Origin of the sequence: Streptomyces sp. NPDC126510, from assembly GCF_040302345.1 — a bacterium.
Taxonomy (GTDB): Bacteria; Actinomycetota; Actinomycetes; order Streptomycetales; family Streptomycetaceae; genus Streptomyces.
The window spans coordinates 20,311-30,785 of sequence record NZ_JBEORR010000053.1; the positions used below are offsets into that span (position 1 = coordinate 20,311).

The 10,475-nt window shown below is 68.8% G+C and carries 11 protein-coding genes; 7 read left to right on the plus strand and 4 right to left on the minus strand.

Features of this window, described 5'->3' with window-relative positions; genetic code table 11:
- Positions 1-84: 84 nt before the first annotated feature.
- Complete coding sequence (locus ABTX60_RS40750; protein WP_352101813.1) at positions 85-852, plus strand: glucose 1-dehydrogenase; 768 nt, start codon at positions 85-87, stop codon at positions 850-852.
- 520 nt (positions 853-1,372) lie between these two features.
- Positions 1,373-1,897 carry a hypothetical protein gene (locus ABTX60_RS40755; RefSeq protein ID WP_352101814.1) on the plus strand — a complete coding sequence of 175 codons (525 nt, stop codon included), beginning with the start codon at positions 1,373-1,375 and terminating at the stop codon, positions 1,895-1,897.
- Positions 1,898-1,991: 94 nt separating this feature from the next.
- Here ABTX60_RS40755 and ABTX60_RS40760 read toward each other — a convergent pair whose 3' ends face one another.
- On the minus strand, positions 1,992-2,258 hold the full coding sequence (locus tag ABTX60_RS40760; RefSeq protein WP_352101815.1) for a hypothetical protein: 267 nt from the start codon (positions 2,256-2,258) through the stop codon (positions 1,992-1,994).
- Between the two features lie 323 nt (positions 2,259-2,581).
- Between ABTX60_RS40760 and ABTX60_RS40765 the strand changes: the two genes are divergently transcribed.
- Together ABTX60_RS40765 and ABTX60_RS40770 are read left to right on the plus strand one after the other, a co-directional pair.
- Positions 2,582-3,178, plus strand: coding sequence for an RNA polymerase sigma factor (locus ABTX60_RS40765; RefSeq protein WP_352101816.1), 597 nt, complete (start codon positions 2,582-2,584; stop codon positions 3,176-3,178).
- Positions 3,175-4,152, plus strand: coding sequence for a CU044_5270 family protein (locus ABTX60_RS40770; protein WP_352101817.1), 978 nt, complete (start codon positions 3,175-3,177; stop codon positions 4,150-4,152). The genes ABTX60_RS40765 and ABTX60_RS40770 overlap by 4 nt, the downstream gene beginning before the upstream one ends.
- 255 nt (positions 4,153-4,407) lie before the next feature.
- Here ABTX60_RS40770 and ABTX60_RS40775 read toward each other — a convergent pair whose 3' ends face one another.
- Together ABTX60_RS40775 and ku are read right to left on the minus strand one after the other, a co-directional pair.
- Positions 4,408-5,256 carry an alpha/beta hydrolase gene (locus ABTX60_RS40775; RefSeq protein ID WP_352101818.1) on the minus strand — a complete coding sequence of 283 codons (849 nt, stop codon included), beginning with the start codon at positions 5,254-5,256 and terminating at the stop codon, positions 4,408-4,410.
- Positions 5,257-5,500: 244 nt separating this feature from the next.
- Complete coding sequence (gene ku, locus ABTX60_RS40780) at positions 5,501-6,571, minus strand: non-homologous end joining protein Ku (protein ID WP_352101819.1); 1,071 nt, start codon at positions 6,569-6,571, stop codon at positions 5,501-5,503.
- A 510-nt stretch (positions 6,572-7,081) separates the two neighbouring features.
- Here ku and ABTX60_RS40785 point away from each other — a divergent pair.
- The gene (locus ABTX60_RS40785; RefSeq protein ID WP_352101820.1) at positions 7,082-7,435 is read left to right on the plus strand and encodes an STAS domain-containing protein; all 354 of its coding nucleotides are present in this window, start codon (positions 7,082-7,084) and stop codon (positions 7,433-7,435) included.
- A gap of 325 nt (positions 7,436-7,760) precedes the next feature.
- Complete coding sequence (locus tag ABTX60_RS40790; RefSeq protein WP_502992495.1) at positions 7,761-8,063, plus strand: hypothetical protein; 303 nt, start codon at positions 7,761-7,763, stop codon at positions 8,061-8,063.
- Positions 8,064-8,553: 490 nt separating this feature from the next.
- Here the strand turns inward: ABTX60_RS40790 and ABTX60_RS40795 are convergent, their stop codons facing one another.
- The gene (locus ABTX60_RS40795; RefSeq protein WP_352101822.1) at positions 8,554-9,834 is read right to left on the minus strand and encodes an NlpC/P60 family protein; all 1,281 of its coding nucleotides are present in this window, start codon (positions 9,832-9,834) and stop codon (positions 8,554-8,556) included.
- Positions 9,835-10,006: 172 nt separating this feature from the next.
- Between ABTX60_RS40795 and ABTX60_RS40800 the strand changes: the two genes are divergently transcribed.
- Positions 10,007-10,381 (plus strand): hypothetical protein, encoded by a 375-nt coding sequence (locus ABTX60_RS40800; RefSeq protein WP_352101823.1) that lies wholly within the window; start codon positions 10,007-10,009, stop codon positions 10,379-10,381.
- Positions 10,382-10,475 lie beyond the last annotated feature (94 nt).

Sequence of the window (10,475 nt, forward strand, 5' to 3'; positions counted from 1 at the left end):
ACTCACCGATTCCAGCCCCCTCGCCCAGGATCTCGGAAACCTGGGCAGGGTGCGAAACTTCGTTCTGATTCGACGGGAAACATCATGAACCCCATCTACGACTTCTCCGGCCAGGTCGCTCTGGTGACCGGCGCCGCCTCCGGCATGGGCCTGGCCGCCGCCCGCGCCTTCGCCGATTCCGGCGCCGCAGTGGTCTTGGCCGACCGCGACCACGGTGCCGTCCACGCGGCAGCCGAAGGGATCGCCGACCGCGGAGGGCGAGCGATCGGTGTCGTCTGTGACGTCACCGACGAACAGCAGGCGGAAGCGGCAGTGCGGCGCGCGGTGACGGAGTACGGCCGTCTGGACATGGCGTTCAACAACGCCGGCATCCAGGTGCCACCGACCGACGCGGCCGAGGAGACGGCCGAGTCCTTCGACCGGGTCAACGCCGTCAACCTGCGCGGCGTCTGGGCGGCGATGAAGCATGAACTGCGGCAGATGCGCGAGCAGGGCAGCGGCGCCATCGTGAACTGCTCATCCCTGGGCGGGCTCGTCGGGCTGCCCGAGCGCGCGGCCTACCACGCCTCCAAGCACGGCGTGATCGGCCTGACCCGCAGTGCCGCGGTCGAGTACGCGCCGCGAGGTATCCGCATCAACGCGGTGTGTCCCGGTGTCATCGACACCCCGATGGTCGCCGACATGGTCGAGAACCAGGCCGAGGCCATGGCCGGGATCCTCAAGGAGCAGCCCATCGGCCGACTGGGGCGAGCGGACGAGGTCGCGGCAGCCGTGCTGTGGCTGTGCAGCCCCGGCGCCAGCTTCGTCACCGCAACAGCTCTCCCCGTCGACGGTGGCTTCACCGCCCACTGACGCCCGTTCACCGCCGCACGTCACTCACTCACCCTCGCGCCTGGCGCTTACGTGAGGTGCGACGCCGTCTCGACGTTGACGGCGCACGGGCCTGAGGCTCCGGGCGCGGGACCGTACGGGTGAGGCGGCGTTCACCAGGGTCCGTCCGGACCAGGGTGAGGGCGAGGGAGTGGTCGGGTGAGGTGCCGGGCGCGCCAAGATCGTCTCACCCGCGAGCAGCAGCGCGGGACAGCCTCGGAGTGCGGAAGTGGGGGGTGGACATACGGCATCACATCTCCAGTCCCGAGCCGGCTGCCGGGGCCTGTCCGACCCACCCCCCATAGCCGCGAGTCCCTCACGATCTCCGTCCGGCCCATCACACCGCACCGTATCCCGAGCCACTGACAACACGGCTTACCAGGAGGCGAGTGCCGAGGAGCTTGGCCATGGCCGTCAGATGCATGAACCCACAAGCAGCGGCAATGCGGGCAGTGGCACCGGCGTGGGCATGTCTCAGGCCGACCGCGGGCAATGCTGAACTATGTCTACGGATGGCGGCGTTGCGGGAGCCGGAGTGCAGGTCTGCTCTCTCAAGGCCGATACACCTCAGCTGATCTCGCCGGGGACCGCGTACAAGATTGTCCGGTTCCCCTTCGGAGCGGCGGAATCGACGGACCGATTCGAGATGCACCAAGTCGTCCAGCCGGACGGCTACGTGGTCAGTGACTGGGCGTCAGACGACCGTAGTGGCCTGATCTGGCCGTCCAAAGCCGGCTGGGGCCACCTGCACGCGATGATCCAGTGGGAGTCCGCCAGCGGCACGGCCGGCTACACCGAGCTGCGCGACCAGTACGTCCGTGACCCGCTGGGCCTGACGCCAAATCCCAACGACACCACGGCGACCGAGCACCGCACGCCGACGCCCGGCGGCCAGTACTACGTCAAGAACCATGGTGTCTTCGTCGTCCCGGGTACTCCGGTTGCGCTCCGTGTCACGCACAACGACGCAGTCCCGCGTCTGCTGACCTTGGCCGAGTTCAAGCTGGTCATCCACGACGCGGCCTGAGGTCTGTCGCGAGATTGGATCTTTCGCGGAGTCGTCGGGAAGGGCTCCGTCACGGTCCTGCCTCGCCCCGAAAGCCGTGACGGCGACCCGCTGTTCACACGATGTTGAAGCCTCTGTCGGCGTCATATATGTCGACATCGACGATGACCACGGCGGATGGGGTCACAAGGTAATCCACCATGAGGCCCTCGGCCCAGGTCGAGCGGGTTGCGTCATCGTCTCTGTAGGCGAGGTGGGTGCGTGGGCCTTGTGGATCGCCGGCGATCTGGTCGACGACGTGCAGTAACTTCTCACGGTCGTCGGCGGGGAGGTAGTCGCGGAATCGTCCCGCCTGCTCGGTGAAATGAACACATCGCTTCATTGTGGAGGGAGTCTACGGCGGTCAGCTCGGTGGAGACTTGTCACAGCCACTCGTCCGGCCCGGACTCCCACGCAGCACTACGTCGACGAAACGTAGCTGTCGACGCGCTTGCTTCCACCCATAGCGCTGCTGTGTCTCGGGCCCACGAGGTCCTGTGGCTGACCGGTAAGGACCCGTTCGTGCTGGCTGCATTGCGGGAGGCCCCAGGGGCATGCGACGCACTTGGGGCGGAGCGTGAACCTGTTCGCCGCGGCTCGGCAAGTACAGGGTGTGAACACCGACCACCCTGACGCCCATCGACCTCCCCGACGGACGGACTGTCCATGACCGACCTGGCCGGCGGCGACGCCGAGCTCATCGCGGCCTCACTCGCCGAACCCGAGCGTTTCGCGGCGCTTTTCGACCGTCATGCCCCGGCGATCCACCAGTACGTAGCCCGACGGCTCGGCCGGGACGCGGCCGACGACGTCACCGCCGAGACGTTTCTGACGGCCTTCCGGATACGGGCCCGGTTCGACCCCGCCCGCGCCGGAGTGCGGCCCTGGCTGTATGGCATCGCCGCCAAGCAGATCGGCCGGCACCGCCGACAGGAGGTCCAGGCGCTGAAGCTGCTCGCGCACACCGGCCACGACCCGATCGCCGAGAACTGGACCGACTCAGCCGACGACCGCCTCGCTGCCGAGGCGGCCGCCCGCCCGCTGGCCGGGGCGCTGGCCCGTCTCTCCGCGGGTGACCGGCACGTCCTGCTGCTCTTCGCCTGGGCCGACCTCGGCTACCAGGAGATCGCCGAAGCCCTCGGTATTCCCGTCGGCACCGTCCGCTCCCGCCTCAACCGCGCCCGCCGCAAGCTGCGCACCGCGACCGGCGCGGACGGCGGCACCCTCCTCGAAGCTCGCATACACGAAGGTGACCCCGCATGAACGAGCTCTCCGAATTGCGCGGCCTGCGTGCCGACGCACCCCTGCCCGACGCCGACCGACTCGCCGTGCCGCGGGCCCGGCTCACCGCGGCGCTCCGGCCAGAGACCCGCCGCGGGCGCACCGCCCTTCCCAGGCGCCGGATGATCCTGGTCGGCGCTGTCACCGCGGGGGCCCTCGCCGTGACCGCCCAGATCGTAGCGACCCTGCCCGAGGACAGCAGCAGCGCGTCCGCGAGGAAGGGCCCCCGGGTGCTGACGGCAGGTGCCTCCGCCGACGCCCTCGAACTGGCCGCCGCGACCGTCGAGAAGCACCACGGCACCGAACCCGGCCCGAAGCAGTGGGTGTACGAGAAGAGCACCGGCTTCGTCCAGGGCAAGCCGCAGAGCAGCGAGGAGTGGACCCGCTGGGACGGCACCGGGCACGCCAATCTGCCCGGCATCCCCCGGGCCGGCGACCTCTCGGACTTCGACCCGGACGAGCTCCAGGTCTGGTACGGCCCCAACCAGGAGGAGAAGTGGAAGAAGGAGGGCTACGACGACCGCTCCCAGCGGCAGTTCTACCGCTTCCTCGCCACCCTGCCCAGCGACCCCGACCGCATGATGAAGCGCATCCGTGAGGAGCACGCCATCGGCTCCGTCAAAGGGGAGACGCGCGCACAGCGCGACTGGCGGGAGATCGACGTCCTGTACCGGTCGGTGCTGATCCCGCCGAACGTCCAGGCGGGCCTGTTCCGGGCTCTCGCGAAGATCCCCGGCGCCCGGGTGACGACCGGCGTGAAGGACCCGCTCGGTCGCGCGGCGATCGGCGTGAGCGTGACCTACCCCGACAAGACGCCCGCGGGCTGGCAGGGCAAGCAGGAGATCTTCTTCGATCCCGAGAGCTACGCCTACCTCGGGGAGACGGGGAACGACGGGAAGATGGTCAGCGCCCGCGCGACCTGGGGCGTCGTCAACAAGCCCGGCGCCCGCCCCTGAGCGCCGCGAGGGGCGCCCGGTGTGACACCGGACGCCCCTCGTCCGCAAAGAGACACGCTCCACTGGCAGCAGGCAATTCCTGAGTGAGGTCGACGGACCGGTCGGACGCCGGGCAGGGGGCCGGTCGGAGACAGTCCGGGCCGCCTGTCAGGAAGCGCGAGCGTGAGCTGGGCAGGTCGATCGCGGACGGGTAGGCAGGCACGACGACGCTCCTGGTCAAGCGAGTGATCTCGATGCCGGATGAGCAGGTATCGATCAATCCTCGCTGGGCCGCCACAGCCAGCGCAGAGCGTCCGGCAGCAGGACGCCGCCGTGGTTGGGGCTGTGTCCGCCGTCTCCCAGGACGAGACGGAAGTCGTAGCCCGCTTCAGCGAGAGCGGCTGCCACGCGCAGGTTTTCGGCGAGCCAGTTCCACTGCGGCTCATTCCAGTGCAGGTCGCGGTGGCCGCCTTGCATGAAAATGCGCAGCGGCTTGCGGGGAACGCGGGAGACGAGGTCCGGGTAGGGATTGCCGCCCGGCATCTGCGCGAAGCTGGACAGGTATCCGATGACGCGGCGGAATTTGTCCGGACGCAGCCACGCGGCGGTGAAGGCGCAGTTGCCGCCGCTGCTCCCGCCGCAGATGCCCCACTGTTCGGGCGACTGGGCGATGGTATAGCGCTCCGCAACCTGCGGGATGATCTCGGTGAGGAGGAAGGTGACGTACTGGTCGTCGAAGGCGTCGTACTCGTTGTTGCGGTTCTTGGGGTTCTCCGCATCGGGGAAGACACCAGGGTCGACGAACACGCCGATGGTGACGGGGATGTCGCCGCGGTGGATGAGGTTGTCCAGGACGATCGCTCCGCGTACCTCTCCTGCAGGGTCCAGGTACCACCATCCGTCCTGGAACACCGTCAAGGACGCCGGTTCCGCCGGGTCGTACTGTGCAGGCACGTGGACCCAGAATTTCCGGAAGGTTCCCGGGTAGACCTCGCTGTCCCTCCACTCGAACGCGACCGTCTCGCCGGCGGGCACGCCCGGCTGCAGAACGGAATCGGGTCCGTGGACGTAGCGCACGTCCGACTGGTCGATCGGAAGCGGCTGGTAGGGCATCTCGATAGGCACGGGGAGCCACCGTAGGGCGATCACCACCCTTGACCGCAAGGGAGTTTTCGTCGGCAACGTGCTCGTACCAGCGGTGGCGGTGCCGTACGCCGCCATCGCCGGCCGTGGTCAAGATTGTGTGAGCGGCGATGTCCTCCGGGAACGCAGGGCCCACCTCGGTGCCGCACCGGAGCACAGCACCGCCTTTTCCCCGCGGGCCGGCGCTGAGCATGGGCTCGGGCAGGTTCCACGGCAGGATCGCGGCTCAGGCGGCGCTCGTCTTCTTGCGGCGGCCCCCTGCACGGCTGAGAGCGTCGATGAGGTCTTGCCGGCTCATCTTCGACCGGCCGGGCAGATCCTGCTCGGTGGCCCGCTCGTACAGCTCTGCCTTGCTCAGCTGCCGCAGCTCGTCCTTGCCCGCCGCCCGCTCGGCCCGCGACGCGGACGATGCCCGCCCGGCCTTCGGCTGCTCCCCTCTGTCGGCGGTCTTCTTCGATGTCCCCGCGGCAGGCTTGGGTACTGTCTTCCGTGTCGAACCCGGCTGCTTTGTCTTGCCACCGCGTGCCTGGTCGATGCTGCCCTGCAGCGCCTGCATCAGATCGACGACGTCGGTCGCCGCCGGCGCCTGGTCGGCCGCGGCGACCTCTTGGCCCTCGGCCTTCGCCTTCACCAGTTCGCGCACCTTCTCCTGGTAGGTGTCGTGGTAGCGGGAGGGCTCCCAGGACCCGCTGAGGGAATCGACCAGCTGGAGCGCCATGTCCAGCTCCTTGCCCTTGCCGGCACGGCCGGAGGGGAGTCCAGGCAGCTCCTTGTCCGGGTCGCGGACCTCGTCGGCCCAGTGCAGGGTCTGCAGCACCAGAATCCTGTCTTCCGCGCGCAGGGCGGTCAGGTACTGCTTGCCGCGCATCACGAACGTCGCGACACCTACTTTGTTCGACTGGGCCAGGGCTGCCCGCAGCAGCTCGTAGACCTTGGTGTATTCCTTGCCGCGTGGGGCGAGGTAATAGGTGCGGTCGAAGTAGACCGGTTCGATCTCCTCGAGGTCGACGAAGTCGGTGATGTCGATGGTCTGGGAACGGCCCGGAGCGATCTCGTCCAGCTCCTCCGGCTCCACCAGGACGTACTCGCCCTCGCCCACCTCATAGCCCTTGACGATGTCGCCACTGCCGACCTCGTCACCGGTACGTTCGTTCACCCTGCGGTTGCGGATCCGGTCGGCGGTGCCGCGCTGGAGCTGGTGGAAGTGGATGGTGTGGTCCCCGGTCGCGGAGTACAGACCGACTGGCACGGTCACCAGCCCGAAGGTGACCACACCGGTCCAGATCGCACGTGCCATGACCGCCCACTCCGTCCCAAGCCGCGTCGGCCGGCCAGTCGAGGCTCACGCACCGCGCGCCCATCGTCCGGCCGCTACCCAACTGGTCTGTCTCTTATGAGACACCGCAGGTCAGCGGCTCGCACCTTGTGGTCCCGGTCCGCCTGGCGTGATGCCGGGCGTGGGATGAGAGGCCCGGGTGCCGCTCGCCCATACAGGGCACTACGTCCCAGGTGCCCGCGGAGGCCCTGCGATCATGGCGTCCCTCACACGGCCGAGCAGACGGGGACGACTCGGCCGGTGGTACGGGCTTCACAGAACGTTCCCCTGCCGGCCCTTCGCGGTCACGGGGGGAACCGTGCGAGGGTGGACGGACAACGAGATCGGCCGGCCACCTGAGGGTGCCGGTCTTTTGGGAAAGCCGGGCGTTGTCCCCATCCCGGGCACCCGGCCCCCGCCATCGTCGTCCATCCCCTCCGAGGGGGTGCTTCGCCTTTGGGCTCGCAACCCCTGAAAGGGGGCGCACCCCGCATGGACATCACCACCACGGTCGACGGCACGTCCGCACGGATCTCCCCGAGCGGAGAGATCGACTTCTACACCCTGCTCCCGCTGCGAGCCGCCGCTGACACGCTTCCCCCGCAGGTGACCGACCTGCAGTGGGACCTGAGCGGCACGGCCTTCATGGACGTCACCGGCCTCAACTTCCTCTTCGCCCCTGCGCCGCACGACAGCGCCCCGGGCCGCAGTACGACCGTGACGGGACTGAACCGTCAGCCGCTGTGGCTGCTGCTCCTGGCCGCCGAGGTGCGTCCCACCGCATTCGAACTTTCCCGCCTAATCCACGACACGCCACCTACCGATTTCCGGCCCGTGGCCCCTTGAGCAGCCCCGCGTCGGACCCGACGAGCCGCCGATCACCCCGTACTTGAAGGCGGTATACGAGCCCGTACGCCGCGGAGGTTGACGGCGATGACGCGGTCGAACTCGTCGCCGTCCAGGCGGCCGAAGGTGCTCACCGTCTGCTCGACGGCATGGGCGACGTCGGACTCGGCTGACGCTTCCGCTGTTCCTGCGGGATGATCCGCGGCCGCGTACCCTCGGCTGCGTGCCTCGCCACTCAAGGAAGCCCCGCCGACTGGTCGTCGACGGACGCGTCTACCTATGGACGATGCGCCACAGCCACCGAAGAGGCGAAGACGGTCGGTCCGTGGACTGCCGCCAGATCCTCACCCTGTCCCCGCAGCCGGCCGGCACCGGTGGCCCGCTGCGCATCGTCTTTGCCGACGGTCCCGGCCGGTATGTCCCGGGCGGGGCGCCCTTCGGCTCAGGGGATGTGGGCTTCACCCAGGGTGCGGATCTGAACCTGCACGAGCCTGGCGCCGTCCGGGCCCTGCTCGACGTTGCGCTGGCCCGTGGATGGCAGCCGGGGGAGCGGCGGACGGTGGATGTCGACGGCTGGTCCCTGCTGGAGTCGGCGGCGGCCGTGCGAGCCGGCTCCGAGGGCCCGTAGGCGGTGACTCCTTCTCGCCTGACTTCTGATCGTCAGACGAGACGGGCCCACCACGCGTCGCGTCGATCGTCCTTCGTGAGGCGAGACAGCCCCTGCCCGCGGCGCCCGGAGAGCTGCCGGACATGGAGACCCGACCCGACCGCGCAAACCGGGCTCGTGATCGCTCCTGGGGGCGATCACGAGCCCGGCCGCGTACCCCCTCGATCGGCCCGTGACTCAGCCGCTCATGCGCGACCCCTTGCGATCAAGTCCGCCGTCACCGAGGCGGCTGCCGGCCCCTGCGTCTGGGTCCACCGCTGACCTGACCCATACAAGAGCGCCGACCCGCTGAGGCGCTTCGGGCGCTCGATCGGGGCCCAGATTCATGACCTAGGCGTGCCCGGGGCCCTGCCTGCGCTTCCGCACGGGACGGCATGGCACGATCACCAGTCCAGCACAGGGGCGTTCGCCGCGTTGAGCGCCGTGGTTCGGGCACGGTGGCGGCCTGTGGTCAGAACCACCCGGTGCATTCGATGCCGCCGCCCCGGCCGTTTGTGCCGCAGGCGCGCATCACGAGGCCGGCGTCGTTCCACTGGGTGGTGTACGCGTCGTTGCCCGAGGTGACGGTGGTGTAGCCCAGCATCGGGTCCCAGGTCTTCCCTCCGTCGGCACTGCGGTCCACCCAGATCTCGTCGCCGACCGTGCCCCCGGTGATGCGGCCCCAGGCGCACTGGGTGGCGCCGTTGTAACGGAGCTCCACGGTACGGCCGAAGACGGTGGTCGACTTGGCCGTCCAGGCACCCGCGGAGTCGGGCTGAGTGCCGTCGCCGCAGGACGTGTTGTTCTCCGCGCCGGCCAGAGTTCCGCCGATCTCCGGAAAGTCACCGCAGGACGGTACGTCCTTGAGCAACGCCGGCCCTTGGACGAAGAGATTGCTGATCCAGCTGTGGTAGTCCGGCAGGTACGACCAGACGTTGTTCACCATGCCGTCGACCGTGGCCCGCTCACCCACTCGCTGGCACAGCACCCGCACCTGCACGGAGATGCCGTTGCCGTTGGTGAAGTTGATGTGGCTGCCGGTGTTGGAGTCCTGTCGCAGATGGGGCTGGCCCCATGTCTTGTGGTACGAACCGCGACCGTCCCACGTCCAGACCATCGGCACGGCGTCGGCGTGCGGGCGGAACGCGCCCTGGTAGCGGTCCCAGCGGGCGCTGATGGAGTTGACCTGGATCTTCGCGCCGGATTCCGGTGCTTCCACCATCAGCCCGTTGCCGAGGTAGAGCGCGACGTGCGTCGGCCCGAAGCCGTCACGGCCGAAGTACATGATGTCGCCGGGCAGCAGCACGGCCGACCCTTGCGACTTCAGCAGCTTCGTGTGTGCGTACCCCGGCGCCTGGAAGGTCGCCTGGGTCGTGCGCTCTGTGATGATGTCCCGGCCCGTCGCCTTGTACCAAGCCCAGCGCACCAGGCCGATGCAGTCGAAGCTCCAGTACGTCGGGTCCGCGGCGGTTTCCGGGTAGAGACGGTCATATATGCCCTGACTGGGACCGGGCATCCCCTGCGCGTGACCGCCACCCCAGGCGTACTGCCGCCCGACGTAGCGGCACGCGACCTGGACGGCCGCCTGCGCCGCCTGGCTCGCGCCGGACTGCAGCGGCGCGCATCCCGTGGCGGCGGTCGCCGGAGCGGCCGAGGCGACCGGCAGACCGAGACCCACCACCGCCACGAGCGCGGCCAGCAGCAGCCCTACCCGGCGACCCCATGACCGCTCACCCCGCCCGGCTTTCGCCATTCCCCATGATCTGCGCACTCTGTCCACGGCATTCCCCCTGGTCTCGGTCGTCTCCCGCGAACGTACGCACTCTGCTGCCTACCGGGCCCTGACACCTGTCAGGACGTGACACGCACACCCGCTCCGTAGGGTCTGCGGTCATCACCCGATCTCACAGCGGAGGATCCCTTCCATGCGCACCAAACTGAGACGCGCCGCCGCACTGGCCTTCGCCGGCGTGACCGCGGTCGTCGTCGCGACCGGCACCGCACAGGCCAAGTCGGCCGACACCTGGGCAGGTTGCCCGTACGGCGCGGTCTGCATCTACCCGCAGAACCAGAACCCGGCCGTATCGCCGAGCCACATCTACTGGACCTACGGCGCCCACAACCTCAGCAACCAGGTGGGCAACCACTGGGTGCTGAACAACCAGTACGACGGTGCGGTGGTCGAGCTCTGTCTCAGTTACAACGCGAACGACTGCACCTCGTCGATCGCGGCAGAACACGGCGAGTACCGAGACCTGGGGCCCATCAACTCACTGCATCTGAGGCCGCACTACAACTAAAAGAGCGTTTTGTCCCAGCGGGGTTGTTTCGTTCGAGGTTCAGGTGTCGCGCCAGTTCGGGGTGGATTCGCGGGTGAGTCGTCGGCTTATGAGG

What these genes read in the sequence shown, in the direction of transcription:
- ABTX60_RS40760 (WP_352101815.1), bottom strand. Translation starts at nt 2,258, where the DNA reads ATGAAGCGATGTGTTCATTTCACCGAGCAGGCGGGACGATTCCGCGAC.
- ABTX60_RS40765 (WP_352101816.1), top strand. Translation starts at nt 2,582, where the DNA reads ATGACCGACCTGGCCGGCGGCGACGCCGAGCTCATCGCGGCCTCACTC.
- ABTX60_RS40755 (WP_352101814.1), top strand. Translation starts at nt 1,373, where the DNA reads ATGTCTACGGATGGCGGCGTTGCGGGAGCCGGAGTGCAGGTCTGCTCT.
- ABTX60_RS40770 (WP_352101817.1), top strand. Translation starts at nt 3,175, where the DNA reads ATGAACGAGCTCTCCGAATTGCGCGGCCTGCGTGCCGACGCACCCCTG.
- ABTX60_RS40800 (WP_352101823.1), top strand. Translation starts at nt 10,007, where the DNA reads ATGCGCACCAAACTGAGACGCGCCGCCGCACTGGCCTTCGCCGGCGTG.
- ABTX60_RS40785 (WP_352101820.1), top strand. Translation starts at nt 7,082, where the DNA reads ATGGACATCACCACCACGGTCGACGGCACGTCCGCACGGATCTCCCCG.
- ABTX60_RS40750 (WP_352101813.1), top strand. Translation starts at nt 85, where the DNA reads ATGAACCCCATCTACGACTTCTCCGGCCAGGTCGCTCTGGTGACCGGC.
- ku (WP_352101819.1), bottom strand. Translation starts at nt 6,571, where the DNA reads ATGGCACGTGCGATCTGGACCGGTGTGGTCACCTTCGGGCTGGTGACC.
- ABTX60_RS40795 (WP_352101822.1), bottom strand. Translation starts at nt 9,834, where the DNA reads ATGGCGAAAGCCGGGCGGGGTGAGCGGTCATGGGGTCGCCGGGTAGGG.